This window comes from Microbispora sp. KK1-11, from assembly GCF_006874435.1.
Lineage (GTDB): Bacteria > Actinomycetota > Actinomycetes > Streptosporangiales > Streptosporangiaceae > Microbispora > Microbispora catharanthi.
Genome location: NZ_VIRJ01000009.1, coordinates 143,420 through 168,719, shown reverse-complemented (window position 1 = coordinate 168,719; position 25,300 = coordinate 143,420). Strand labels below are relative to the sequence as shown.

Here is a 25,300-nt window from a genome sequence, read left to right as displayed (position 1 = left end):
ATCAACCACAGCGCGCGCCCTCGGCGGGGACCGTCCCGTCGAGCAGGAACGCGTTGACCTCGTCGTCGATGCGTTGGTTCTGGCCGTACGCGCCGTGGCCCTCGCCGTTCAGCGTCAGCAGCACCCCGGTGCGCAGCTGGGCGGCGAGGCGCGGCGCCCACTGGTGCGGCGTGGCCGGGTCGTTCGTCACGCCGACCACGAGAACGGGATCGGACCCGGTCGCCGGGGCCGGCTCCTCGGCTCGGGCGACCGAGGGCCGGTCGTTCCGGGATCGGCCCTCCGGGATCAGGTCGCGACCGCGGTGCGGCGGCCGCGGCGGGCCACCTCGCGCTCCAGGTACCACTCCACGGCCAGCAGCGGGATCGTCCAGCCGAGCCAGCCGGACAGCCCGGAGATCGTCCACGCCATCAGGTCGGGGTCGCCGTGGAAGACGGTGTCCTGCAGCGGGGGCAGGGCGATGATCAGGATCCCGGTCCACAGCCGGTTGGTGATGATGGAGTAGGTCAGCACGGCGCTGCGCAGCATCCAGCGCCGGTGGTCGGCGTACCGGCGGGCGCGGGCGGCGCGCCAGCCCGCCACGGTGAAGGCGAGCCACAGCAAGGCGAGGAGCACGTCGCTGACCGCGAGGAACGCCCCGAACGGGGTGCGCGCCCCGATGACCAGGCCGGTCAGCCCGGCCGGCAGCACCCCGGCGAACACGTAGACCCGCCCGGCGCGCCGGTGCCACACCGGGTGTCGCCGGCGGAACCACGGCCACACCTGGAAGAACGCGGTGACCATGGCGACCGAGGCGAACAACACGTGCGCCACGAGCAGCGGGTAGTGCAGGCCGAACCCCTCTGGCTGCGGCACCCGGGACAGCGACCGGTCCCCGGTCAGGTACGGCGGCAGCGAGAACGCGAGGAATCCGGCCGTGACCAGGCCGAGCGGCACCGTCCAGCGGCGCCGCCACCACGGACGCCGGCGGGCCGGCACCGGCGGAGGGCTGTCGATCGTCGTGTGCATGACGGCTCCAAGGGGGTGTCGACTGTTTGCGTATGGCATACGCTTATTGCGTACCATATACGCAACGCGTAGGCCATACGCAAACTGGTAAGCTCCCTGGAATGCCGGACGACATCGGAGACGAGCTGCCGCACGCGCTGAACGTGCTGTGGGGGCGGGCCAAGCCGAAGGGGCGGGGACGCACGCCCGCGCTCAGCCTGGAGCGGATCGTGGCGGCGGCCATCGCCCTCGCCGACGAGGAGGGCCTGGCCGCGCTGTCCATGGCCCGGCTCGCCGAACGGCTCGGCTGCGCGCCCATGTCGCTGTACCGGCACGTGGACGGCAAGGACGACCTGCAGCTGTTCATGCTGGACGCCGCGCCCGGCCCGCCGCCGGAGTTCGGCACGGCGCCGGCCGACTGGCGCGGCTCACTCACCCGGTGGGCCGTCGAGCTGTTCGGCGTCTACCTGCGGCATCCGTGGATCGTCCAGCTGGTGAACTCCCCGCCGATGGACCCCGGCCAGCTCGCCTGGCTGGACGCCGCGCTCCGCGCCCTCGGCGGCACGCCGCTGGACTGGCGGGCCCGGTTCTCGGTGGTCATGCTGGTGCTGCACTACGTGCGCGGCGCGGCCCAGCTCCTGACGTCCATCACCGCCCAACCAGAGGAAAGGGCCGACGCGGCGTACGCCGCCCTGCTCACCGAGCTCGCCGACCCCGGCCGCTTCCCGGCGCTGGCCCACGCCGTCGAGGCCGGAGTGTTCGCCCCTGACCCGGGGGCCGGTCCGGACGACGACTTCCGCGCCGGCCTGGACCACCTGCTCGACGGGGTGGGAGTGGCGATCGAACGCGCCGCCCGGGCCTGAGCACATCGGCTGCGCCCGCGCCAGGACGCCGACCGGGGACGTTCCGTGCCGCCGTCGTCGAGGCGGCCCGCGGCGTTCCCGTTCTCGTGGACAACACGTTCGCGACCCCGATCCTGCAGAACCCCGTCGATTTCGGCGCCTCGATGGTGCTGCACAGCGCGACCAAGTACCTCGGGGGGCACGGCGACGTCATCGCCTGCGACCAGGGGCACGCGGCCGCGCTGCGCCGGGTCCGCGCCATCACGGGTGCCCTTCTTCACCCGCTTGGCGCCTATCTCCTGCACCGGGGGCTGGCCACGCTCCCGATCCGGGTCCGGGCGCAGCAGGCGAACGCCCAGCGCGTCGCCGCGTGGCCGAGCACCCACCCGAGCGTCTCCCGTGTGCACTACAGACGAGGGGCACAGGGGCGATGATCTCGATCGACCTCCGCGGAGGTCTGGAGCAGGCCAGGCGCCTCACATCGGCGGTTCGCTCGACCAGGCCCTCGCCGCGAGCCGTCCGGCTGCGGCCCATGCGGGCGCGTCGCACCCGTAGACCTCCTGTACGGCGCGGCTTGCCGAACCCCAGCCGATGGGAACCCGCCGCCTCTGCGACAAGGCCCCGCAGGGCAACCGCCGCGCTGCCACCACAATCGAGTCATGGGCGCCTGGATCTACATACGCGGCTGGCTGGAGTTCTACGGACAGCGGCCGGAAGCCGAACGCATCATCGGCGAGGGCAAAGGGTGGACCTTCCCCGAAGGCGGCTGGCTGGACCCGGCCTGCTACGCCCGCGCCGTCCGCGAGCAGGAAGTCAACGAAGTACTCGACCAGATCCGACAGATCGCCGCGCTCCCCGCTACCGACGAAGACAAGGATCGGGTCTGCGGCCTGTTCTTGCCTTTCACGAGGTAGACGGCCGCCTTCTAGACTGCGGAAATGATCGAGTTGGGTTCGCGAGAGCGCAGGCAGCCGCCGCCGCCTCACATCGTGTGGGAGAGCCTGACCGAGCCTCGGCGACCCGGCGGGCGGCAGTGGCTGGACCTGCGCCCCGATGAAGTCGAGCCGCGCATTCTCCGGGCGGTGGAGCCAGAACTCGTGGTCTGGTCGTCGCTGTGGCCCGAAAGGCCCGATGACGAGATCCGGTTCGACATCCGGCCGACCGAGGATGGCGGGTGCGCACTGCGCTGGACGCTGCTGACGCCTGCGGAAGCTCCGGAGCAGGCTGTCATCGGCCGTCTGCGTCACCGGCTCAACTTCCTGATCAATGCCCGGCTCCGGTTCTCCTTCGGGCAGTGAGGGCTCTGGGCGGACACGTACTGCGACAGAGGCGCACGACACCTCGCATTCACGCCCGTCCGGTACCGCTCAGGACCGGGCGTGAGCCGCTGATCGTGGCCTGGACGGTCGTCTTTTCTTGCCCGCTTCATGGCGCCGTCCACGCCGTGGGCGAGCTCGCGCCCCGCCATGCGCGGCCTCGTGAGCGGCCGCCGCGACAAGGCCGACCTCCCGATGCCGCCGGGACCACGTCAACGTCCCAGAACGCGCGCAGGGGTGGACCCGGACCCGGGCTACCTCTGGTCCCCGTTCTCGGTTTCGTAGCCCACGCCGGGGTGGGGTCGTCGTCGTGGTGGCGTGCCGCCGCACTCCGGGCGGTACTCGAAGTGCCACCACTCGTTGTCGTAGATGCGGTAGAGGTCATGGCGGGCGCCGTGTTCCTCGAGCCAGCGCGCGCCTTCGTGCGGGCGCACGTCCAGCGCGATGCCCTTGACGTGGGGGGATTCCGCGGGTGGTAACACGAGCATCCGTGCCGAGGCAGGGGAGCCGGAACGGCGCACCTCCTCGTTGAACATCCGTTGTTGGACAAGGGGATCGCGGTATCCCGAGGTGAGGCCGATGAGCTGGCCGTGACGCCACAGCGCCTCGGTGCGCGCGGCGGTGAACGCCGCTCTGGCGCCGTCGGTGAGCCCGGTGAGGTCCTCGGCGGGGAATCGCATCCGCAACGCCCAGGTGCAGGCCAGTTCGCGGGCGCGGCCGGGATGCCGGATGAACGCCGCGGGCAGCAGGAGCACGGCGAGCACCAGCGTGACCACGGCGAACAGCCGGTCTCGGGGCCGAGGCGGGATGGTGCGTAATTCGTTCATGCCGACATACGATTGGCGCCGAATGTCCGTGGGCTGTGCGCCGTATGTCACCGTTTATCGACCGCGGCCACCGCCGGCGCGACCGTGACACAACCATGACATGACGCGGACGAGTCGGGGACACGGCCGGTCGACAGTGGACGGGGTTGACCGGCGGGCGAGTTACGGAGCGTGCTGTGGTAGTCGGCGGCGTGTCGCGAGTGTTGTTGATCGAGGATGATCCGGCCGTGCGGGAGGGCCTCGATCTGGCCCTGACCCAGCACGGGCACCGGGTGCGCGCGGTGGAGTCCGGCGAGCAGGGGCTGGACCGGCTGCGGATGGACCTTCCCGACGTTGTCGTGCTCGATCTGATGTTGCCTGGCATGGACGGGTTCGAGGTCTGCCGCCGCATCCGGGCCGCCGGTGAGGTGCCGATCATCATGCTGACCGCGCGCAGCGACGACATGGACGTGGTGGCCGGGTTGGAGGCGGGCGCCGACGACTACGTGGTCAAGCCGGTGCAGCCCAGGGTGCTCGAGGCACGCATTCGCGCGGTGCTCCGGCGGATCGGCCGGGACCAGGCCGAGCTGGAGCGGCACGCGGACCTGACCATCGATCGGGCCGGGCTGGTGGTCACCAAGCGCGGCGTGGCGGTCAGCCTGGCCCCGACCGAGATGCGCCTGCTGCTCGAGCTCTCCGGTACGCCAGGCCGGGTGCACAGCCGCCAGCAGTTGCTGGAGTCGGTGTGGGAGCACGGGTACTTCGGCGACTCGCGTCTCGTGGACGCGTGCGTGCAGCGGCTGCGCGCCAAGATCGAGGACGACTCGGCGGCGCCCGTCTATGTGCAGACGGTGCGCGGGTTCGGGTACCGGTTCGGGCCGGTGTGAAGCGGCCGGTGGCACCTCGGCCGAGCCTGGGGCTGCGTGCCCGGCTGTTGTTCGCGTTCGCGCTGTTGTGTGTGGTCACCGCGGCGGCGGTGGCCGGCGCGATCTACATCGACGCCCGCAACGCCATCTTGCAGCGCGCCCAGGATGCCGCGGTGGTAGCGATGAGAAGCCGCCTGGAGGCGCTCTTCCCTCTACGGAATCCAGCGCCGGACGCGGGCCAACTCGGCGAGATCGCCCGCGCCGTGGCCGACGGGAACAACGACGCGGTCGCCATCTACCACGAGGCGCGTTCGCTGGGCGCCCCTGGCCTGCCATGCCTGCCTGCCGGCCTGCCATGCCGGCAGGGCCTGGATCCCGAGATGATTCCCAAGGAGCTGCGGCGGGAGGTGGCCGACGGCAACATCGCGTGGCAACGCGTCGTGTGGGAGGACGGGCCCTACCTGATCATCGGCACGCCGTTGCTGATCGTCGAGCGGGACCGGCCGGCGCGGGCGTCCGGCATCGAGGTCTACACCGCGCACAGCCTGGCTCCCGAACAGCGCAGCATCGACCAGCTCGCCATGCGCGCCTGGCTCACCGGCGGGGCGGCCCTGGCGTTCGCGGTCGTCCTCGCGTTGCTGGCCACCCGTGGCGTGCTGGGGCCGGTGCGCGAGCTCGGCAGGGCGGCACACCTGCTGGGCCAGGGCGAGCTGCGGACCAGGATCGCGGTCCGCGGCTCCGATGAGCTGGCCGATGTGGCGCGCACCTTCAACGACACCGCCGCCGAGCTGGAACGGCACGTCGAGCAGCTGCGCGAGATGGAGGCCGACGCCCGCCGCTTCGTGGCCGACGTGTCCCACGAACTGCGCACCCCGCTGGCCGCGCTCACCGCGGTCGCCGACGTCCTCGACGAGGAGGCGGCCCGGCTGCCCGAGCCCGCCGGCAGGGCCGCCAGGCTGGTCAGCCAGGAGACGCTCAACCTCACCGCTCTGGTGAACGACCTCATCGAGATCAGCAGGTTCGACTCCGGCGTCGCGGCCCTCGCCCTGAACGAGGTCGACGTGGCCGAGCTGGTGCGCGCGACCCTGCGTGCCCGGGGCTGGTCGGAGCAGGTGCACCCCGAGCTGCCCCCCGCGGTGACGGCACGGCTGGACCCGCGCCGAGTGGACGTCATCCTCGCCAACCTGGTCGGCAACGCTCTGCGGCACGGCGAGCCCCCGGTGTTGGTACGACTTCGCGCCGACGCGCACTGGATCGCTCTCGAGGTCCGCGACCACGGGCCGGGGCTGGACGAAGCGGTGCTGCCGCACGTGTTCGACCGGTTCTACAAGGCCAGCGCGGCCAGGGCCAGGTCCGAGGGCAGCGGCCTCGGCCTCGCCATCGCGCGGGAGAACGCGCGCCTGCATCGAGGCGACCTCGCCGTCACCAACGCCCCGGACGGCGGCGCCGTGTTCACACTGCGCCTGCCACGCCGGGCACATGATCCGGACGGAGGTCAGTGGTGAGGATCGGGGTCACCCGCCGCGTGCTCGCCGCGGGTCTCGTATCGCTCGTCGCCGTGGCCGGCTGCGGCGTGCAGCCCAGCGATGCCATCCGCGCCGGCGACCCACCGAGCGGAGGTGTCGCACCGGCCATCGTACCAGCCATGAGGATCACCCTCTTTCTGGTGAAGAACGGCCGGCTCAGCGCGGTGACGAGGCCCGGTTTCCGGCTGTCCCAAGCGGACACGCTCGCGCTGCTGGCTGCCGAACCGACCGCGAGGGAACAGGCGGACGGGCTCACCACCGACGTCCCGCCCGAAGCCGGCCCGTTCTCGGTGACCACCGAATCGGCCGGCGACCTGGTGGTGACCGTGTCCACTCCGGCCGGCGAACTGTCCACGCTGGCCGTCGCGCAGATCGTGTGCACGGCCGCCGCCACGGTGCCGGAAAGCCCTGCCCAGATCACCGTCGTCGGTGCCGCACAGAGCGTCGACCCCCGGAACTGCCCGGGGCAGCGCTAGCGGCCCATCCACTGTTTCGGACAGATCGTACGACGCCTGCCGGCGCCACCGTCATCCTCGCCTGCGGTGACACCACCAAGGCCGAAGCCGCACAGCCGCAGGCATGCCCTCGACCTATTGTTAGCGTTAACATTTCGAACTCGTCTTCGTCCTCCCCCACTCCGAGAGATCAACCGGTGGTGGTGGAGCGGAGCAAAGCCGAGGCGAGGGCACGGTGTCAAGTGACGCAGCACGTCGGGACGCGAACGCGGGAGGGCGCAAACGCGCCCCAACTGCTGCATCAGGGACTCTCCGGGCTCACCGGCGGCCGCGACGGGTGAAACGTTCATCCGATGGGCGCCCTCCCGGATCACGCACCGACCGCGGCGGTTCCGGGATCACGAGGTGATTTACGCGGCACCGGCCTTTCGTTGCGGGACCCTGCTCTTGACACATTTCGGTGAGGTTTCCACACTGAGCCCCGAGGTGGTCTCCCGCTGTCCGGTGGTGGTGCACGGGGCGGAGGCCCGCCGTTCGCGACGCCCTCGTGGTGTGCGCTCCCTTGCACGGGAGCACGGCGTCCAGCGCTGAATGCCCCGCGTTTCCCCTTTTTCTGGTTGCAGTCATGGAGGCTCAGGCATGGGCGCACACGCCGTTCCGCCGCCGGGAACCCGGCGGCCACCCAGGGACCCGTCCGCGTCGGGGCCCGGCTCGCGGAGCCGGTCGTTCCGGCGTGCGATGAGCAGGGCGATGGCGGCGGCGGTGGCCGTCCTCGGGCTGTTCTCGGCGGTCATCGCGACCCGGCCGGCGTCGGCCGCGGACAATCCCTTCCAGCGCGGGCCGAACCCGACCGTGGCGAGCGTCGCGGCCACCAGGGGGACCTTCGCGACCGCCCAGACCAGCGTGCCGGCCGGCAACGGCTTCGGCGGCGGAGTCATCTACTACCCGACCGACACCAGCCAGGGGACGTTCGGCGGGGTCGCGATCGTGCCGGGCTACTCCGCCCTGTTCGCCAACGAAGAGGCCTGGATGGGTCCCTGGCTCGCCTCGTTCGGCTTCGTGGTGATCGGCATCGAGACCAACAGCCGCACCGACAGCGCGGACGCCCGGGGGACCCAGCTGCTCGCCGCGCTGGACTACCTCACCCAGCGCAGTTCGGTACGCGACCGGGTCGACCCGAACCGGTTGTCGGTCGTCGGCCACTCGGCGGGCGGCGCGGGAGTCCTCAGCGCGCTGCTCCGGCGGCCGTCCCTCAAGGCCGGGGTCGGGCTCGCGCCCGGCTCCCCCGTGGGCAACTACGACCTGTACAACGACCGGGTGCCGACGATGTTCATCTCCGGGCAGCGGGACACGACGGTCACGCAGTCGTATCTCAACGGGCTGTACAGCACGCTGCCGGCCACGACGCCGAGCGCGTGGGTGGAGATCACCGGGGTGGACCACCTGTTCGCGACGCGGGCCAACACGACCGAGATGCGGGTGCTGATCCCGTGGCTGAAGATCTGGGTGGACAACGACACCCGGTACACCCAGTTCCTGTGCCCGCTGGCGGACTCCAGCAACATCTCGATGTACCGCAACAAGTGCCCATACGTGCCGCCGGGCGGGTCGTCACCGTCGCCGAGCGCCTCCCCCTCGTCCAGCCCGTCGCCCTCGCCCTCGTCCAGCCCGTCGCCCTCACCCTCGCCCTCGCCCTCGCCGTCGCCGTCGCCGTCGCCGTCGCCGACCACCAGTCCGTCGCCCCCGCCGCCGGGCGCCTGCTCGGCCGCGTACCGCACCGTGAACTCGTGGCCCGGCGGCTACCAGGGAGAGGTCACGGTGACGGCGGGCGGCTCGGCCGTCAACGGCTGGACCGTCAGGTGGACGCTCGGCAGCGGCCAGACGATCACCCAGCTGTGGAACGGCACGCTGAGCACGAGCGGTTCCGCGGTGACGGTGAAGAACGCCTCCTTCAACGGCTCGATCCCGGCGTCCGGCTCGGCCACCTTCGGGTTCCTCGCCACCGGCACGCCGTCGGCCCCGTCGCTCAGCTGCACCAGCCCGTGACCGATCGCGGCACGTTGTGCCGATCGATCTCCCATTGACTCCGGAGAGGGCCGCACACACCACCCTCTCCGGGCTCCGGCAGGGCCTCTTATGGCGGTGGGAGACCCTGCCGGAGAACACCCGCCCTTACCGCCACCTCGCTCAGGGCCTTCGGGTCGCAGGTCATCCCCCAGGACACCCGCTGCGTCTCGCCGGAGCGGAGCTTCCGGTCGAAACGATTCCGAGTGTCCGTACCCCGCCGTGGACTTGGAGAACTGAATTGTCTGATTTCACCCGAAGGCAGGTGCTGCGTTTCGGCGCGGTCGGAGCCGGAGCCGCGCTGGCGCCGTTCCAGTGGACGGCGACCGCCCGAGCCGCGGCGGCGGCCCCTCCCGAGGTGCGCGCCGCGAACGATCTGGCGCTGTGGTACGACGCAAGCGCCGGCACCGACTGGCTGCGCGCGCTGCCGATCGGCAACGGCCGGCTGGGCGCCATGGTGTTCGGCAACGTCGACACCGAGCGCCTGCAGCTCAACGAGGACACGATCTGGGCCGGCGGGCCGTACGACCAGAGCAACACGAAGGGCGCGGGAGCTCTCGGGCAGATCCGGCAGCTGGTCTTCCAGAACCAGTGGAGCCAGGCCCAGACCCTGATCGACCAGAACATGCTGGGCAACCCCTCCGCTCAGCTGGCGTACCAGACCGTCGGCAACCTGCGGCTCACCTTCGGCAGCGCCAGCGGAGTCTCGGAGTACAACCGGTTCCTGGACCTGACCACGGCCACCACGACCACGACGTACCTGCAGAACGGCGTCCGGTACCGGCGAGAGGTGCTCGCGAGCGCGCCGGACCAGGTGATCGCCCTGCGCCTGACCGCCGACAAACCCGGGTCCATCACGTTCTCCGCGACGTTCGACAGCCCCCAGCGGACGACGCGCTCCAGTCCGGACGGCACGACGGTGGCGCTCGACGGCGTCTCCGGCGACCAGCGAGGTCTGGCGGGCAAGGTCAGATTCCTGGCGCTGGCCCGGGCCGTCGCCGACGGCGGCACGGTCAGCAGCTCCGGCGGCACCCTTCAGGTGCGGGGCGCCAACAGCGTGACCGTGCTGATCTCCATCGGCTCCAGCTACGTGAACTTCAAGGACACCAGCGGCGACTACCAGGGCATCGCGCGGCGCTATCTCGACGCCGCCAACGGCAGGACCTACGACGACCTGCGCGCCCGCCACGTCGCCGACTACCAGCGGCTGTTCGGGCGCACCACGCTCGACCTCGGCCGCACCTCGGCGGCCGACCAGCCGACCGACGTGCGGATCGCGCAGCACGCGAACACGAACGACCCGCAGTTCTCGGTGCTGCTGTTCCAGTACGGCCGCTACCTGCTGATCTCCTCCTCGCGGCCGGGCACCCAGCCGGCCAACCTGCAGGGCATCTGGAACGACTCGCTGAGCCCGGCGTGGGACTCGAAATACACCCTCAACGCCAACCTGCCGATGAACTACTGGCCGGCCAACACGACGAACCTGGCGGAGTGCTTCGAGCCGGTGTTCCGGATGATCAACGACCTGACGGTCAGCGGTGCCCGTACGGCCCGGGTGGAGTACAACGCGGGCGGGTGGGTGACCCACCACAACACCGACGGATGGCGGGGCTCGTCGGTGGTCGACTTCGCCTCGGCGGGCATGTGGCAGACCGGCGGCGCGTGGCTGTCCACCATGATCTGGGACCACTACCTGTTCACCGGCGACCTCGACTTCCTCCGGCAGTACTACCCGGCGATGAAGGGCGCGGCGCAGTTCTTCCTGGAGACGCTCGTCCAGGAGCCGAGCCTGGGGTATCTGGTGACGAACCCGTCGAACTCCCCCGAGCTGAACCACCACTCGGGCGTCAGCGTGTGCGCCGGCCCGACCATGGACAACCAGATCCTGCGCGACCTGTTCAACGGTTGCGCCAAGGCCAGCGAGGTCCTCGGCACGGACGCGAGCTTCCGGGCGCAGGTCCTGGCCGCCCGCGACCGGCTTCCTCCGATGAAGGTCGGCTCGCGCGGCAACATCCAGGAGTGGCTGTACGACTGGGTGGAGACCGAGCAGAACCACCGGCACATCTCGCACCTCTACGGCCTGCACCCCAGCAACCAGATCACCAAGCGCGGCACACCCACGCTCTACAACGCCGCCCGCCGGACGCTCGAACTGCGCGGCGACGACGGCACCGGCTGGTCACTGGCCTGGAAGATCAACTACTGGGCGCGGATGGAGGAGGGCAACCGGGCGCGCAACCTGATCGGCCTGCTCGTGCGGACGGACCGGCTCGCGCCGAACATGTTCGACCTGCACCCGCCGTTCCAGATCGACGGCAACTTCGGCGCCACCTCCGGCATCGCCGAGATGCTGCTGCAGAGCCACAACGGAGAGCTGCACGTGCTGCCCGCACTGCCCTCTGTGTGGCCGAGCGGGAAGGTGCAGGGCCTGCGGGGACGCGGCGGCTACACGGTGGACGCGACCTGGAGCTCCGACGGGGCCATCGAGATCCTCGTCAAGTTCGACCGCGACGGCACGGTCAACGTGCGCAACCGGATCTTCACCGGGACCTACCAGGTGGCCGACGCCGCGACCGGCGGCGCCGTCACCGTCACCAAACCAGAGGCCGACGTCATCGCGCTGCCCGGCCAGGCCGGCCGCACCTATCGCCTGACCGGCTCCGGCGGAGGCTCCACGCCGTCGACCTACGTGCGGATCGCCAACGTCACCACCGGCCTGGCGCTGGACAGCGGCGGCAACGTGGCGTCGGGGTCGAACCTCAAGCAGTGGAACTGGGACGGCAGCACGAACCTGCAGTGGCAGCTGGTCGACCTGGGCGGCGGCTGGTATCGGATCGTCAACCGCACCAACGGCATGGTGGCCGACAGCTGGGGCAACACCGCCAACGGCGCCAACGCCAGGCAGTCGGCCTGGAACGGCGGCAACAACCAGCAGTGGCGCCTCAACGACCTGGGCAACGGCCGCTACCAGATCATCAACCGCGGCACCGGGACGTCCCTCGACGGCATGGGCTACACCACCGCCGGCTCCGCCGTCGGCATGTGGACGCCCAACAACAACACCAACAACCAATGGACCATCACCGGCGTGTGACCCGGCTGATCCGGCGTGGTGGAAGGAGAGTGGGGGCGGCCGGCGCCCGCCGGGCCCCCGCTGCTCCATCGCCGGGTACTCCGGCCGTGCGGCAGCGGCGGGGATCGGCCGGCCAGATGTGCTTGGGCGGAAAGAATTTGGAACTCGGGGGCCGGCGGATGTCGAGAAGGCTCCGACGGCTCCGTCCCTGGAGCGGATCACGACAACGACCCTGGAGGGACGGCTATGCGAGCCAACGAGATCACCGAGATTCTGGACCGGCCGATCAGCCGAGAGCTGTTGGCGCGCGACGTGACCCGGCTGGCGTACGTGGCCAAGGACGGCACGCCCCGCAACATCCCGATCGCGTTCACCTGGAACGGTTCGGAGATCGTCATGTGCACCACGAAGAACGCCCCGAAGCTTCCGGCTCTGCGCGAGAACCCGATGGTCGCCCTGACGATCGACACCGAGGTGCACCCGCCCAAGATCCTGCTGATCCGCGGCCGGGCCGAGCTGGACGTCGTCGACGGCATCCCGGACGAGTACCTCCAGATGAACGGCTCGTACGAGATGACGCCCGAGCAGCGGGTCGAGTGGGAGGCCGAGGTCCGCTCGCTCTACGACGGTATGGTCCGGATCGTGGTGACCCCGACCTGGGCGAAGCTGATCGACTTCGAGACGACCCTGCCGAGCGCGGTCGAGGAGCTGGTCCGGCAGCGGGCCGAGCGGGAGCGCGCCTGATCACGGTCCCGGCGGGCGAGTTCGTCGGCACCCCGGCGCTCGGGACGCTTCGGGCCGTCGCCTCACGAAGCGGCTCACGCCGCGTCACCACCCTGCTCGATCGATGGGGCGTCCCGGCGCCAGCGCGGCATTCGGCGTCTCGCGGCGTGTGAACCGGCGTACCGGGCTCAGGGGCGGGGCCAGGGCCGTCCGGCGAGGTGTTCGATGTCGGTGTTGAACCGTCTCAGGTAGGCGGCGAAGGCCGCGACGTCCTCGGCCGTCCAGTCGGCCAGCACCTTCTCCAGGCCGAGGATGTTCTTCTCGCGCTCCTCACCGAGCCACCGCTCGCCCTCATCGGTCAGGCGGAACTTGCGGGCGATGCCGCCGTCGGGGTCCGGGATGCGTTCCACCAGCCCGGTGCGCAGCAGGGCCGAGGTGTGCCGGTTGAGGGTGGACACGTCCAGCCCGAAGGCGTCGCTGAGCTGGCCGATGGACATCGGGCCCGTGACGTGGATGCGATTGAGCAGCAGGTAGGCGCTGCGGTCGAGGTGCCGGTGCCGCCCGAGCAGCATGGTCTCGAACTCGATGAGATGCGTGGGCTTGTCCATGCCGGATCCTTCTCGTACAGATGTGTGCACCCTACACGAATTGTGTGTGTAACACATGATGTGTATGGTGCACATCGTTTTGACCATCGATTCGAGGGAGACCCACGTGGGAGGCTCCACGTCCGCCGCTCGCCCCGGCGGCATCGTCAGCGTGATGGCGGTGGCCGGCATCGTCGCCTCGCTGATGCAGACCCTGGTGGTGCCGCTGATCGGCGAGCTGCCGAACCTGCTGCACACCACCGCGTCGAACGCCTCTTGGGTGATCACCGTCACGCTGCTCGCGGGAGCGGTCACGACCCCGGTCACCGGCCGGCTCGGCGACCTGTACGGCAAGCGCCTCATGATGCTGGTCTGCTCTGTGCCGCTCATCGCGGGCTGCGTCGTCTGCGCGCTGGCGGGCTCCCTGACCCCCATGATCATCGGACGAGGCCTGCAGGGCATGGGCATGGGCATGATCCCCCTGGGCATCAGCGCCCTGCGCGACCTGCTGCCGCCCGAGCGGCTCGGCCCCTCCATCGCGCTGCTGAGCTCGTCCATGGGAATCGGCGGCGCGCTCGGACTGCCGATCGCGGCGGCGGTCGCCGAGTACGCGAGCTGGCGGGTGCTGTTCTGGGGCTCGGCGGTGCTGAGCGTGCTGGTCGCGGTGCTGATCTGGCTCCTGGTCCCGGTCACGCCCGCCCGGACTTCGGGCCGGATCGACGTCGCCGGCGTGCTCGGCCTGGGTGCCGGGCTGGTGTGCCTGCTGCTGGGCGTCTCCAAGGGCGCCGACTGGGGCTGGGCGAGCGGCACCACACTCGGCCTGCTCTCCGCCGCGCTGGTCGTGTTGCTGCTGTGGGGCTGGTGGGAGCTGCGCGTCAGGGACCCGCTGGTCGATCTGCGCGTCACCGCGCGGCGGCAGGTGCTGCTGACCAACCTGGCCTCGATCGTGGTCGGTTTCTCGATGTACGCCCAGGCGCTGATCGTCATGCAGATCCTGCAGCTCCCCGCGGCCACCGGCTACGGCCTGGGCCAGTCGATGCTGGCGGCCGGCCTGTGGATGGCCCCTTCCGGCCTGATGATGATGGCCGTCTCGCCGCTGGGCGCCCGCCTGTCGGCCGCCCGCGGCCCCAAGGTCACCCTGATCGCCGGCAGCCTGGTCATGGCGCTCGGTTACGGCTCCTCGACGGTCCTGCTGGGTTCCACCTGGGGCCTGCTGATCGTCACCTGCGTGTGCAACATCGGCGTCGGCCTGGCCTACGGGGCGATGCCCGCCCTGATCATGGGGGCGGTCCCCCGTTCCGAGACCGCCGCCGCCAACAGCTTCAATACGCTGATGCGCTCCATCGGCACCACCGTCTCGGCCGCAGTGGTCGGCGTCGTCCTGTCACAGATGACCATCCGGCTGGGCGGGCACGTCCTGCCCTCGGAGGGCGGCTTCCGCGCCGGGATGCTGATCGGCTGCGCCGCCGCCCTCGTCGCCGCCGCCGTCACCGCCGCGCTCCCCGCACGCCCGGCGGGCCGTAGGGCTGGCCACGACGTCCCCGCCGAGCCCGTCACCGCCGCCAAGCCCTGAGCGGCTCGGCTCAATCGACGGGCGCGCCGGCGAAACGGCGCGTGGCCACGAGCGCGGCCAGATCCGGCGCGAGGCGAAGCTCGGCCGCGTCCAGCCCCGGGTGGTCGAGCCAGTGCATCCGCGCCTGGTCGACGGCGCCGTCGAACCGCGGCGGCCAGTGCCGAGCCGGGGTCAGGTCGTCGACGACCAGCGTGCCTCCCGGCCTGAGCAGCCGGTGCGGATCGGCCGGCTGCTCGCCGCTCTTGCCCTGGCCGCCGCCGTCGAGGACGAGCAGGTCGTACGGCCCGTCCCGATGGATCTCCCGCCAGTCACCGCAGATGACCGAGACCTGCGGGTGGTCGATGAAGACCTGGGCGGCCAGGGACGCTCGACGTGCGTCCCGTTCGACGCTGACCAGCCGGGCCCCGGGCCGGGCGCCCGAGACCAGCCACGCCAGGCCCACTCCGCACCCGGTGCCGGTCTCCCCGATCGTCTCCGCGCCGCCCGCCATGGCGTACAGCAGCCGCCCCTGCTCCGGCCGGCAGGAAGGCGCGAAGCCCGCTTCCCGGGCCACCTGGACCGCACGCCCGACCAGCGGAGGCAACCCCGTGAGATCGGCATATGCCGCCGTACCGTCAACCGACATCGCCCCAGGTTAGACCGGCCGGCGCCGGTTCCCTAGCAGAAGCAGGCCCGGCGGGGAAGCTTGCCGGACGCCTTGATGACGACCGTCTTGTGGCGCTTGCCGTTCGGGTCATTGATCGACATGGTCAGGCGCGGGTACTCGTGGGCGCACACCCTCTTCTCGCTCTTCTTGCGGACGCACCGGCCGCACGCCGACGGCATGGACTATGCTCGGGATGTTCGCAGAATGAACCGGCGTTCGCATAGCGAACAAGAAGGGAACGTCATGGGCTCGGCCTTCGTCTACGCCGCGGCGCGTACGCCGTTCGGCAGGTTCAACGGCGCGCTCGCGGGCGTCCGCCCGGACGACCTGGCGGCCACCGCGTTACGCGGCGTGCTGGCCAAGCTCCCCCGGCTGGATCCGGCGGAGATCGGCGACGTGGTGTGGGGCAACGCCAACGGCGCGGGTGAGGACAACCGCAACGTGGGCCGGATGGCCGTGCTGCTGGCCGGGCTGCCGGTGACCGTGCCGGCCACCACGGTGAACCGGCTGTGCGGGTCGAGCCTGGACGCCGCCATGATCGGCTCGCGGACCGTCGAGAGCGGCGACGCCGACGTCGTCGTCGTCGGTGGCGTGGAGTCGATGACGCGGGCCCCGTGGGTGCTGCCCAAGCCCTCCCGTGCCTTCCCCGCAGGCGATGTGACCGCGGTCTCCACCACGCTCGGCTGGCGGCTGGTGAACCCGCGCATGCCGAAGGAGTGGACGGTCTCCCTCGGCGAGGCCAACGAGCAGCTCGGCGAGAGGTTCGGCGTCTCGCGCGAACGGCAGGACGCCTTCGCCGCGCGGTCCCACGTGCTGGCCGACGCCGCCTGGAACGACGGCTTCTACGACGACCTGGTCGTCCCGGTCGAGGGCGCCGACCTGGCGCGGGACGAGGGCATCAGGCCCGGCTCGACACCGGAGATCCTCGCCGGGCTGAAGCCGGCCTTCCGCCCCGACGGCGCCATCACGGCCGGCAACGCCTCGCCGCTGAACGACGGCGCCTCCGCGGTCGTGCTCGGCTCGCAGGCCGCCGCCGACCGGATCGGCGCCGACCCGATCGCCCGTGTCGCCGGTCGCGGGGCCTGCGCGCTCGAACCCCAGATGTTCGGCTACGCGCCGGTCGAGGCGGCCAATCAGGCCCTGCGCCGGGCCGGCATCGGCTGGGACGACGTCGGCGCCGTCGAACTGAACGAGGCGTTCGCCGTGCAGTCGCTCGTGTGCCTCGACGCCTGGAAGGTCGATCCCGCGATCGTCAACACCAGGGGCGGCGCCATCGCCATCGGTCATCCTTTGGGCGCCTCAGGCGGCCGCGTCCTCGGCACGCTCGCCCACGTGCTGCGCGAACGGCGCGAGCGGTGGGGTGTGGCCGCGATCTGCATCGGCGTCGGCCAGGGGCTGGCCGTCGTGCTCGAGAACGTGAGCGCGTCATGACCGCCGTGTTCACCGACCCCGGCGAGGCCGTCGCGGGCATCGCGGACGGCTCCACCGTCCTGATCGGCGGCTTCGGAATGGCCGGCATGCCCGTACAGCTCATCGACGCGCTGATCCGGCAGGGCGCGACCGACCTGACGGTGGTCAGCAACAACGCGGGCAACGGCGACACCGGCCTGGCGGCGCTGCTCGCCGCCGGACGGGTGCGCAAGATGATCTGCTCGTTCCCCCGCCAGAGCGACTCGTGGGTCTTCGACGGCCTCTACCGCGCCGGGAAGATCGAGCTGGAGGTCGTCCCGCAGGGCACCCTGGCCGAGCGCATGCGCGCGGCCGGGGCCGGCATCGGCGCCTTCTACTGCCCCACCGGGGTCGGCACGCCGCTGGCCGAGGGCAAGGAGACGCGCACCATCGACGGCCGCGACTACGTGCTGGAGTATCCGATCAAGGGGGACGTCGCCCTCATCGCCGCCCACGTCGGCGACCGGATGGGCAACCTCGTCTACCGCAAGACCGCGCGCAACTTCGGGCCCGTCATGGCGACCGCCGCGACGCTGACGATCGCGCAGGTGCACCACGTCGTCGAGACCGGCGAACTGGACCCCGAGGCCGTGGTCACCCCCTGCATCTACGTCGATCGGATCCTGGACCTGAGCGCGACGGAGGCGACCCGGTGAACGGCACCGTGAAGACCCGCGAACACCTCGGCCGCGGCCCGCTCGGCCGCGACGAACTCGCCGCCCTCGTCGCCCGGGACATCCCGCCCGGGTCCTTCGTGAACCTCGGCATCGGCCAGCCGACGACGGTCGCCGACCACCTCCCGACCGGCTCCGGGGTCGTCCTGCACACCGAGAACGGCATGCTCGGCATGGGGCCCGCCGCACACGGCGACGAGATCGACCCCGATCTGACCAACGCCGGCAAGATGCCCGTCACCGAACTGCCGGGCGCCTCCTACTTCCACCACGCCGACTCCTTCGCGATGATGCGCGGCGGCCACCTCGACGTGTGCGTGCTCGGCGCCTTCCAGGTCTCCGCACGCGGCGACCTGGCCAACTGGCACACTGGCGCCCCCGACGCCATCCCTGCGGTCGGCGGCGCCATGGACCTGGCCACGGGCGCCAAGCAGGTGTTCGTCATGATGACGCTGTTCACCAAGGACGGCACGCCCAAGCTCGTCCCCGAATGCACCTACCCGCTGACCGGGCTGGCCTGCGTGAGCCGCGTCTACACCGACCTGGCCGTCTTCCACATCGACCGCGAGGGCGTCACCGTGGCCGAGACGTACGGCACCAGCGTGGCCGAGCTCGCCTCCCGGCTGGAGGTCACCGTACGCACCCTCGGCCAGGAGCCGTGACCGGACGAAAGGGACGATAGTCTCCCCCTGTGAGTGAGCGAGCAGTCCTCGTCACCGGCGCGTCGCGCGGGATCGGACGCGCGATCGCGGTGGCCTTCGCCGCCGCCGGCGACCGCGTCGCGATCCATCACCGCGGCTCCCCCGACCTCGCCGAACGGGTCCGTGCCGAACTGCCGGGAGAGGGCCACGCCGTCGTCCAGGCCGACGTCGCCGACCCCGCCGACGCGCGGCGCATGGTCGAGGAGGCCGCGGCCGCGCTCGGGGGCATCGACGTCCTGGTCAACAACGCCGGGGTCTTCGTGCACCACCCGATCACGGAGACCACGTACGAGGAGTGGCAGACGGTGTGGCGCGAGACGCTGGCCGTCAATCTCGTCGGGCCGGCCAACGTCACCTGGAACGCCGTACGGCACATGGCTCCGGGCGGCAGGATCGTCAACGTCTCGTCGCGCGGCGCCTTCCGCGGGGAACCGGACAGTCCCGCCTACGGGGCCAGCAAGGCGGGACTGAACGCGCTGGGCCAGTCGCTCGCCATCGCCCTGGCTCCCCTCGGCATCGCCGTGGCCACCGTGGCGCCCGGCTTCGTCGAGACCGACATGACCGACGAGCATCTCAAGGCGCCGCGGGGCGACGAGATCCGCGCGCAGAGCCCGTTCGGGCGGGTGGCGAGGCCCGAGGAGATCGCGGCCGCGGTCCTTTATCTGGCGTCACCGGACGCCGAATGGGCCAGCGGCACGATCGTCGACCTGAACGGCGCCTCCTACCTGCGCAGCTGAGCCGCGAAGGTCAGTTGGGCGCCCAGTATTTGACCAGGACCTTCTCCAGCCTGCTCACGACCGGTTGCCAGGTCGGGGGCAGGGTGTACCGCGTCGCCCGGTGCCCCTTGTAGGCCAGCCGGTAGGCGATGAAGTCGGCCCCCGGCGGCTGCGACTCCGAGCGCCCGAGCCGCAGGTGTTTCAGCGAGCCGCGCAGGCCGCGCCACTCCGCGGCGGTCAGGCATTTGCGGACCGTGGGTCCGGTGCGGCGGCTCAGCACGGCGCAGCCGTCCGTGTAGACGGCCACCCGGTTGTGCAGCCCGGCGAATCCGCCCTCCTCCCGCAACTCCACCAGCAGCTTCCTGTGGGCCGTGGCCGCCTCGGCGGGAGCGGTGACGGCCAGCGCGGACAGGGCCGCCAGCGGCAGCAGTGCGATACGCGTAATCCTCATGCTCTCTATGACGCATCACGGCGCCCTTCGGCTCACGGAGAGCGTCCGGGTATAGGGCAGCCGATGCCGGGCAGGCGGTCGGAGTCTCCGAGTCGAAAGGTGACGAAAGTGACCACTGCTACAGAACAGGACGTCATCGACCTGCTGCTGGCGCAGCACAACCAGATCAAGACCATGTTCGCGGAGGTCGCCGCCGCGCGGGGCGAGCGCAGGCGCGAGCTGTTCAACGACCTCGTACGGCTGCTGGCGGTGCACGAGGCCGCCGAGGAGCAGGTCGTGCACCCGGCGGCGCGGTCGAAGGCGGGAGACGAGGTCGTCGAGGCCCGGCTGCACGAGGAGGACGAGGCCAAGCACGCCCTGTCCGACCTGTACGACCTCGGCGTCGACCACCCCGAGTTCGACACCCGGCTGGCCGCCCTGGAGAAGGCGGTGGTAGACCACGCCACGCACGAGGAGCGGGAGGAGTTCCCCCGGCTGCGTCAGGACACGTCCCCGGAGCGGTTGCGCCGGATGGCCGGTGCGGTCCGGGCCGCCGAGGCGATCTCCCCCACCAGGCCCCACCCGGGCGCCGGAGAGTCCGCGACCGCGAACATGCTGGTCGGCCCGCCGGTGGCCGTGTTCGACAAGATCCGCGACGCCGTACGGGACTGGCGGCAGTCGAACAGGGACTGACCCCCGCCCCGCTCGGTCCGGCACGAGAGCGGCTCGGACATGAGACCGCTCCGGCCTGGTCCCGAGGAGAGCCGGGGTCCGCGGCGCGTGCGGGCCCGTCCGGTGGACGGGCCCGCACGTGCCGTCGCACCCGTCGGGCGGCTTGGCGGGCGCCTGCCGCCCTAGGGACGCTCGAGGCGGCGGAGCCCCTGCCCGGGCCGCCAGAGGTCCATGACCATGGCAGGCCCCTCGATCCGCGTCAACACGACCTCGCGGATGTCGGCCGTGAAGAAATGGGACTCGCTGAAGGCATCGTGACCGAAGCCGCGCGCGGCCAACATCGGCGCGATCCGGTCTCGATCGGTGACCTCGACCGCATGCCCGGACAGCTTCGTGTCGCCTCCCGAAGAGCCCGCGGAATCGCCGGCGCCGAGGAGAACCGGAGGGCCGTGCAGCGCGAAGCGCGGATCACGCTGCAGGTCACGGGCCTTCAAAGCACCGGGCATCGATCCGAACCACAGTTCGTCACCGACGATGTAGGCCTCGATGCCGCTTACCCGAGGTGAACCGTCCTTGCGCACTGTCGCGATGGTCTTGTGCTTGTGCGACTCGAACGACTCCCGGACCAGGGCGGCGAACTCCGGCGCCGATTCGGCGACGTCACGCCACTTGGCCATGCGGTCTCCCTTCATGCGATCTCCGATGAGCGGACCAGCCTGCCAGACGGGACCGACAGTTTTCCGCACCGCCGCTCGCAACGTCCCCTGGCCTGGGGGCTCAGTGGCCGGAGTTCCCGTGCTCGCAGGAGCCTCTGCGGCGCCGCCGGACGCGCCACACGACCAGGGCGGTCACGACGGCCGCGGCGAGAACGGCCGCGACCACACCGCCGACGGCCGACTGCACCTGCTCGTACGCCGCCCCGGCGAAGAACCCCAGGAGGGTGCAACCGACTCCCCAGAGCACCCCGCCCAGGACGTTGAACAGGAAGAACCGCCGGTAACTCATGCGCGAGACCCCGGCCAGGGTCGGCATCAAGGCGCGGAGGAACGCGGCGAAGCGCGCGAAGAACACCGCCTGAGGGCCCCACCGGCGAATCAGCGCCTGGGCTTTCTCCACCCGGTCGCGGCGGCGGCGTAGAACCCGCGAGTCCAGGACGCCGGGACCGAGGCGGCGGCCGATGAAGTAGCCCGCGCTGTCGCCGGCTATCGCGGCGAGCGTCACCACGAGCGCCAGCCAGTACACCGACAACCTGCCCTGGCTGGCGAGCACGCCGCCCAGCACGGCGGCCGTCTCCCCCGGCACGACGAACCCCACGAACAGCGCGTCCTCGGCGAAGACCAGCGCCGCCACGACCGCGTAGAGCACCGCGCCCGACAGGCCCCAGAGCCAGTTGATGATCGAGTCCACCCGTCCTCCATGCGCCTCCCCGTTGTCGTGTCCCCGGGGAGGTGCGCTTACGCACGCCGCACGGCCGAGCGTGGCCCGCTCGTTTCTCGCCGGACCGCCTGGTCAGGCGTCCATGCCCCTGCGCAGCAGGGCCCACGCCCGTGCCGCGGCGACGCGCCGGGCCGGCGCCGGTCTCATCGTGAGGACCGCGGCGAACATGCCGACGGCCAGGATCAGGTCCTCGGTGGTGAGGTCCGCGCGGACGTGCCCCGCGCGCCGGGCCTCGGCGAGCTTGCCGTCCAGCACCTTGGCCACGCGGTCGCGTACGGCGATGATCCGCGGGTCGTCGGCGTACGCGCTGACCATCTCGATGAACGCGGTCGAGGCGATGGTCTGCTGCGTGATCAGGGTCAGCAGGTCGTCGAGCGTCGCACAGGGCTCGGCGGCCAGCGCCTCCAGCTCGGCGACGCCGTCCTCGAACACGGCCAGGGCGAGGCTGGTGCGGTCGGGGAAGTGCCGGTAGAGGCTGCCCTGGCCGACCCCTGCGGCGCGGGCGACCGCGCTGAGCGGCGCGTCGTACCCGTCGGCGGCGAAGACCTCCCGGGCCGCCGCGATCAGCGCCGCCCGGTTCCCCGCCGCGGCGCTGGGTCCCCTGTTCGTCCGGCGCGCTACAGCCATGCGGCCAGGATAGCAACCGGACATCAATGTCCGATTTTTCGACATCTCACTCGTTCTTACTCGACGTATCGCTGTCAGGCGGGCTACGGTGTTCCGGACAACGTTGTCCGGTTGAACCGGTCGCGGGCGTCCCCCCGAGCCCTGACCGGCGCTACCGTCGCCGGTCTCACCAGCTATCGGAGGGAACGCGATGAACACGCTGGGGCAGTCGTGAACCGGGTCGTGATCGTCGGCGCCTCGGCGGGCGGGCTGGTCACCGCCGAGGCGCTGCGCAGGGCCGGCTACCGGGGCGTCCTCACGCTCGTCGGCGACGAGCCGCATCCGCCGTACGACCGCCCGCCGCTGTCGAAGCAGATCCTGACCGGCGAATGGGAGCCCGGCCGGCTGCCGCTGCGGCGGGAGGACGACATCGAGGCGCTGGGTCTCGACCTGCGCCTGGGAGTGGCCGCGACCGGGCTGGACGTGGCCGGGCGGACGGTGGAGCTGGCCGGCGGCGCCCGCGTGCCGTACGACGGGCTGGTCGTCGCGACCGGCGTACGCTCCCGCCGCCTGCCGGGCGGCGAGGGGATGGCCGGGATCCACACGCTGCGCACCCTGGACGACGCCCTCGCGCTGAAGGCCCGGCTGCGTCCGGGACGCCGGCTGGTGATCGTCGGGGCCGGGTTCGTGGGCGCCGAGGTCGCCGCCGTCGCCCGCGCCCTGGGAGCGGCGGTGACGATGCTGGAGGCGGGCCCGGTCCCGATGGCGCAGGCCGTCGGCGAGCGGGCCGGCCTGTTCCTGGCCCAGGTCCATCGTGACCACGGGGTCGACCTGCGCACCCACGCCGCCGTCCGCGAGGTCGTCGGCGCTGGCGGCGCGGTCAGCGGTGTGCGGCTGGACGACGGTGCGGTCCTGCCGGCCGACGACGTGCTGGTGGCCATCGGCTCCGTGCCCAACACGGGCTGGCTGGAGGACAGCGGCCTCCCCTTGGCCGACGGGCTGGTGTGCGACGAGTTCAGCGCCGCCGCCCCCGGCGTGTACGGAGCGGGGGACGTGGCCCGCTGGCACAACCCGTTGTTCGGCACGGCCATGCGGGTCGAGCACCGCACCAACGCCGCCGAGCAGGGCATGGCCGTGGCCCGCAACCTGCTCTCCCCCGAGGCCCGGCGGCCGTTCGCCCCGGTGCCGTACTTCTGGTCCGACCAGTACGGCATGAAGATCCAGGCGTACGGGCACCTGCGCGGCCACGACGAAGCGGTCGTCGTGGACGGCGACATCGCGCGGCGGCGTTTCCTGCTCGCCTACCGCGCGGGCGAGCGGCTGACCGGAGTGCTCGCCGTCGGCATGCCACCGAAGACCCTGCGCGCATGGCGGGCGATGATCGCGGCCGGCGCCGCGTGGGCGCACGCCGTGGGCACGGCCGCCGCCCGCCCCTGAGACACCCGCCCCGAGACGCCCGGGAGTTTGCATGCGGACGGGCACCGGCACGACCGGCCTTCACGCTGACCCGGGCATACGTGATGCGACCGACCATCTACAAGAGGAGATGCCGAATGAGCGTCGACGAGCAGGTCCTGAGCTACCCGATCCCGAACGACGCGGCGCTGGACCCGCCCGCGGAGTGGGCCGAGTTGCGTGACCGATGCCCGGTGGCCCACGTCACGCTGCCCAGCGGCGACCGGGCGACGCTGCTGACCCGCTACGAGGACGTCAAGCAGGTGCTGGCCGACCCGCGCTTCACCCGTCAGCTCAACGCGCCCGACGCGGCCCGGCTGTCGGCGGACGGCGGCGGGGTGTTCAGCAGCGAGATGGCGACGATCATCCCCGACAGCGGCGAGGAGCACCAGCACTGGCGGCGCCTGGTCGGCAGGTGGTTCACCGCCAAGCGCATGAACGCCATGCGGCCCGCCATGATCCGGATCGCCGAGGATCTCATCGACGACATGGTCAAGCGCGGCGCCCCGGGCGACCTCAGGGCCGGCCTCGGCTTCCCGCTGCCGGTCTACGTGATCTGCGACATGCTCGGCGTGCCCGCCGCCGACCGGGACCGGTTCTCCTACTGGTCCGACACGCTGCTCAACCTCACCCGCTACGGCAAGGCCGAGATCGAGGCCGCCCAGGCCGAGTTCTTCCAGTACATGTCCGACCTCGTCGCCGCCAAGCGCGCCGAGCCAGGCGACGACCTGCTGAGCGAGCTGATCGCGGTCGGCGGCCCGGAAGACGGCGGGCTGTCCGACATCCAGATCCTGGTCACCGGCATGGCGCTGCTGGTCGCCGGGCACGAGACCACCGCCAACATGATCGGCAAGATGGTCTCCATGCTGCTGGCCGACCGCTCCCGGTGGGAGCGGCTGCTGGCCGACCCGTCGCTGATCCGCACCACGGTGGAGGAGTCGCTGCGCTTCGACGCCAACTCCGGCTTCGGCCTGCCCCGCTATCTCAACGCGGAGACCGAGGTCAGCGGCGCGGTCCTGCCGCGCGGCACGACCGTGGTGTGCAGCATGGCCGCCGCCAACCGCGACGAGACCGCGTTCGAGAACGCCGGCGAGATGGACCTGACCCGCAGTCCGAACCCCCACCTGGCCTTCGGCTCCGGCGCCCACTCCTGCCTGGGGCAGGCGCTGGCCCGCACCGAGCTGCAGGTCGTCCTGGAGGTGCTGCTGCGCAGGCTGCCGACGCTGGAGCTGGCCGTGCCGGTGGAGGAGCTGGAACGCGTGGAGGGGCTGGCCGTCGGCGGCCTGCGCGAGGTCCCGGTCCGCTGGTGACCCCTGACGACAAAGGCTCGATCGGCAAGGAGGACATGGACATGAAGGTCATCGTCGACGAGGCGAAGTGCTGCGGCGCCGGGCAGTGCGTGCTGATCGCACCGGAGGTGTTCGACCAGCGCGACGAGGACGGCATCGTCGTCCTACTGGAGCCCGAGCCCGCCGAGGACCGGCACACCGCGGTCCGCGAGGCCGCCGCCGTCTGCCCCGCCGCCGCCATCCAGCTGGAGGACTCCTGAGTCCCCGGCGCGCGTGAGCAGGGAGCGTGCCCGCGTCTCCCGAGGCAGGCACGCTCCCGCAGGGGCAGCAGATCGCGGGCGCGTGGATCGTCGGATCGTTGCTGCTCGCGTGTGTCCTCATGGTCGCGATCGCGCTCGTGGTGGCCGCCG

29 protein-coding genes are annotated in these 25,300 nt (G+C 71.5%); 19 read left to right on the top strand and 10 right to left on the bottom strand.

Annotation, left to right across the window (positions count from 1 at the left end):
• Position 1: 1 nt before the first annotated feature.
• Positions 2-343: an alpha/beta hydrolase gene (locus tag FLW16_RS44500; RefSeq protein WP_260615300.1), complete on the bottom strand. Its 342-nt coding sequence runs from the start codon at positions 341-343 to the stop codon at positions 2-4.
• Complete coding sequence (locus FLW16_RS44495) at positions 286-1,005, bottom strand: DUF2306 domain-containing protein (protein WP_221891102.1); 720 nt, start codon at positions 1,003-1,005, stop codon at positions 286-288. The genes FLW16_RS44500 and FLW16_RS44495 overlap by 58 nt, the downstream gene beginning before the upstream one ends.
• Before the next feature lie 101 nt (positions 1,006-1,106).
• Here FLW16_RS44495 and FLW16_RS15810 point away from each other — a divergent pair, with 101 nt between their 5' ends.
• The 4 genes from FLW16_RS15810 (at position 1,107) to FLW16_RS15795 (ending at position 3,124) form a co-directional block, all read left to right on the top strand.
• The gene (locus FLW16_RS15810) at positions 1,107-1,847 is read left to right on the top strand and encodes a TetR/AcrR family transcriptional regulator (protein WP_142560780.1); all 741 of its coding nucleotides are present in this window, start codon (positions 1,107-1,109) and stop codon (positions 1,845-1,847) included.
• Entirely contained in the window at positions 1,844-2,260 is a 417-nt protein-coding gene (locus FLW16_RS15805; protein WP_260615310.1) for a PLP-dependent transferase, read from the top strand. Before FLW16_RS15810 ends, FLW16_RS15805 begins: the two co-directional genes overlap by 4 nt.
• 225 nt (positions 2,261-2,485) lie before the next feature.
• Complete coding sequence (locus FLW16_RS15800; RefSeq protein WP_142560779.1) at positions 2,486-2,740, top strand: hypothetical protein; 255 nt, start codon at positions 2,486-2,488, stop codon at positions 2,738-2,740.
• A gap of 24 nt (positions 2,741-2,764) precedes the next feature.
• On the top strand, positions 2,765-3,124 hold the full coding sequence (locus FLW16_RS15795; protein ID WP_142560778.1) for a hypothetical protein: 360 nt from the start codon (positions 2,765-2,767) through the stop codon (positions 3,122-3,124).
• A gap of 272 nt (positions 3,125-3,396) precedes the next feature.
• Here the strand turns inward: FLW16_RS15795 and vanY-N are convergent, their stop codons facing one another.
• A complete protein-coding gene (vanY-N, locus tag FLW16_RS15790; protein WP_142560777.1) occupies positions 3,397-3,969 on the bottom strand; it encodes a D,D-peptidase/D,D-carboxypeptidase VanY-N in 573 nt (190 codons plus the stop codon).
• A 191-nt stretch (positions 3,970-4,160) separates the two neighbouring features.
• Here vanY-N and FLW16_RS15785 point away from each other — a divergent pair, with 191 nt between their 5' ends.
• The 6 genes from FLW16_RS15785 to FLW16_RS15760 all read left to right on the top strand — a co-directional run bounded on the left by FLW16_RS15785 (position 4,161) and on the right by FLW16_RS15760 (position 12,676).
• Positions 4,161-4,835, top strand: a complete 675-nt coding sequence (locus tag FLW16_RS15785; protein ID WP_185949429.1) for a response regulator transcription factor — start codon at positions 4,161-4,163, stop codon at positions 4,833-4,835.
• A gap of 8 nt (positions 4,836-4,843) precedes the next feature.
• Positions 4,844-6,319, top strand: coding sequence for a HAMP domain-containing sensor histidine kinase (locus FLW16_RS15780; RefSeq protein WP_142560776.1), 1,476 nt, complete (start codon positions 4,844-4,846; stop codon positions 6,317-6,319).
• 140 nt (positions 6,320-6,459) lie between these two features.
• Positions 6,460-6,816, top strand: coding sequence for a hypothetical protein (locus tag FLW16_RS15775; protein WP_221891100.1), 357 nt, complete (start codon positions 6,460-6,462; stop codon positions 6,814-6,816).
• Positions 6,817-7,434: 618 nt separating this feature from the next.
• Positions 7,435-8,841 carry a cellulose binding domain-containing protein gene (locus FLW16_RS45200; RefSeq protein WP_260615299.1) on the top strand — a complete coding sequence of 469 codons (1,407 nt, stop codon included), beginning with the start codon at positions 7,435-7,437 and terminating at the stop codon, positions 8,839-8,841.
• Positions 8,842-9,100: 259 nt separating this feature from the next.
• A complete protein-coding gene (locus FLW16_RS15765) occupies positions 9,101-11,953 on the top strand; it encodes a glycosyl hydrolase family 95 catalytic domain-containing protein (RefSeq protein ID WP_185949428.1) in 2,853 nt (950 codons plus the stop codon).
• A gap of 225 nt (positions 11,954-12,178) precedes the next feature.
• Positions 12,179-12,676 carry a pyridoxamine 5'-phosphate oxidase family protein gene (locus FLW16_RS15760; protein WP_142560774.1) on the top strand — a complete coding sequence of 166 codons (498 nt, stop codon included), beginning with the start codon at positions 12,179-12,181 and terminating at the stop codon, positions 12,674-12,676.
• 167 nt (positions 12,677-12,843) lie between these two features.
• Here the strand turns inward: FLW16_RS15760 and FLW16_RS15755 are convergent, their stop codons facing one another.
• Positions 12,844-13,263 carry a MarR family winged helix-turn-helix transcriptional regulator gene (locus FLW16_RS15755; protein ID WP_142560773.1) on the bottom strand — a complete coding sequence of 140 codons (420 nt, stop codon included), beginning with the start codon at positions 13,261-13,263 and terminating at the stop codon, positions 12,844-12,846.
• Between the two features lie 106 nt (positions 13,264-13,369).
• On the opposite strand from FLW16_RS15755, the gene FLW16_RS15750 reads away from it, so the two are divergent.
• Positions 13,370-14,815: an MFS transporter gene (locus tag FLW16_RS15750; RefSeq protein WP_260615298.1), complete on the top strand. Its 1,446-nt coding sequence runs from the start codon at positions 13,370-13,372 to the stop codon at positions 14,813-14,815.
• 10 nt (positions 14,816-14,825) lie between these two features.
• Here the strand turns inward: FLW16_RS15750 and FLW16_RS15745 are convergent, their stop codons facing one another.
• Both FLW16_RS15745 and FLW16_RS43685 read right to left on the bottom strand, forming a co-directional pair.
• Entirely contained in the window at positions 14,826-15,440 is a 615-nt protein-coding gene (locus FLW16_RS15745) for an O-methyltransferase (protein ID WP_142560771.1), read from the bottom strand.
• A 32-nt stretch (positions 15,441-15,472) separates the two neighbouring features.
• Positions 15,473-15,640 carry a hypothetical protein gene (locus FLW16_RS43685; RefSeq protein WP_185949427.1) on the bottom strand — a complete coding sequence of 56 codons (168 nt, stop codon included), beginning with the start codon at positions 15,638-15,640 and terminating at the stop codon, positions 15,473-15,475.
• A 64-nt stretch (positions 15,641-15,704) separates the two neighbouring features.
• Here FLW16_RS43685 and FLW16_RS15740 point away from each other — a divergent pair, with 64 nt between their 5' ends.
• The 4 genes from FLW16_RS15740 to FLW16_RS15725 are packed head-to-tail and all read left to right on the top strand — an operon-like array spanning position 15,705 to position 19,022.
• Entirely contained in the window at positions 15,705-16,892 is a 1,188-nt protein-coding gene (locus FLW16_RS15740) for a thiolase family protein (RefSeq protein WP_142560770.1), read from the top strand.
• A complete protein-coding gene (locus FLW16_RS15735) occupies positions 16,889-17,566 on the top strand; it encodes a 3-oxoacid CoA-transferase subunit A (RefSeq protein ID WP_142560769.1) in 678 nt (225 codons plus the stop codon). The genes FLW16_RS15740 and FLW16_RS15735 overlap by 4 nt, the downstream gene beginning before the upstream one ends.
• Complete coding sequence (locus tag FLW16_RS15730; protein ID WP_142560768.1) at positions 17,563-18,246, top strand: 3-oxoacid CoA-transferase subunit B; 684 nt, start codon at positions 17,563-17,565, stop codon at positions 18,244-18,246. The genes FLW16_RS15735 and FLW16_RS15730 overlap by 4 nt, the downstream gene beginning before the upstream one ends.
• Before the next feature lie 29 nt (positions 18,247-18,275).
• Positions 18,276-19,022 (top strand): SDR family NAD(P)-dependent oxidoreductase, encoded by a 747-nt coding sequence (locus FLW16_RS15725; protein WP_142560767.1) that lies wholly within the window; start codon positions 18,276-18,278, stop codon positions 19,020-19,022.
• 10 nt (positions 19,023-19,032) lie between these two features.
• Here FLW16_RS15725 and FLW16_RS15720 read toward each other — a convergent pair whose 3' ends face one another.
• Positions 19,033-19,452, bottom strand: a complete 420-nt coding sequence (locus tag FLW16_RS15720) for a hypothetical protein (protein WP_142560766.1) — start codon at positions 19,450-19,452, stop codon at positions 19,033-19,035.
• A 108-nt stretch (positions 19,453-19,560) separates the two neighbouring features.
• Here FLW16_RS15720 and FLW16_RS15715 point away from each other — a divergent pair, with 108 nt between their 5' ends.
• Positions 19,561-20,124, top strand: a complete 564-nt coding sequence (locus FLW16_RS15715) for a hemerythrin domain-containing protein (RefSeq protein WP_260615297.1) — start codon at positions 19,561-19,563, stop codon at positions 20,122-20,124.
• Positions 20,125-20,285: 161 nt separating this feature from the next.
• Here FLW16_RS15715 and FLW16_RS15710 read toward each other — a convergent pair whose 3' ends face one another.
• From FLW16_RS15710 to FLW16_RS15700, 3 genes are all read right to left on the bottom strand, one after another.
• Complete coding sequence (locus FLW16_RS15710) at positions 20,286-20,780, bottom strand: pyridoxamine 5'-phosphate oxidase family protein (RefSeq protein WP_142560764.1); 495 nt, start codon at positions 20,778-20,780, stop codon at positions 20,286-20,288.
• 100 nt (positions 20,781-20,880) lie between these two features.
• Positions 20,881-21,510 (bottom strand): DedA family protein, encoded by a 630-nt coding sequence (locus tag FLW16_RS15705; RefSeq protein ID WP_142560763.1) that lies wholly within the window; start codon positions 21,508-21,510, stop codon positions 20,881-20,883.
• Positions 21,511-21,612: 102 nt separating this feature from the next.
• Positions 21,613-22,167, bottom strand: a complete 555-nt coding sequence (locus FLW16_RS15700) for a TetR/AcrR family transcriptional regulator (protein ID WP_142560762.1) — start codon at positions 22,165-22,167, stop codon at positions 21,613-21,615.
• A gap of 210 nt (positions 22,168-22,377) precedes the next feature.
• Between FLW16_RS15700 and FLW16_RS15695 the strand changes: the two genes are divergently transcribed.
• The 3 genes from FLW16_RS15695 (at position 22,378) to FLW16_RS15685 (ending at position 25,150) form a co-directional block, all read left to right on the top strand.
• The gene (locus FLW16_RS15695) at positions 22,378-23,583 is read left to right on the top strand and encodes an NAD(P)/FAD-dependent oxidoreductase (protein WP_185949426.1); all 1,206 of its coding nucleotides are present in this window, start codon (positions 22,378-22,380) and stop codon (positions 23,581-23,583) included.
• Between the two features lie 116 nt (positions 23,584-23,699).
• Positions 23,700-24,911: a cytochrome P450 gene (locus FLW16_RS15690; RefSeq protein ID WP_142560761.1), complete on the top strand. Its 1,212-nt coding sequence runs from the start codon at positions 23,700-23,702 to the stop codon at positions 24,909-24,911.
• Positions 24,912-24,952: 41 nt separating this feature from the next.
• Entirely contained in the window at positions 24,953-25,150 is a 198-nt protein-coding gene (locus FLW16_RS15685; RefSeq protein WP_142560849.1) for a ferredoxin, read from the top strand.
• Positions 25,151-25,300: the final 150 nt, after the last annotated feature.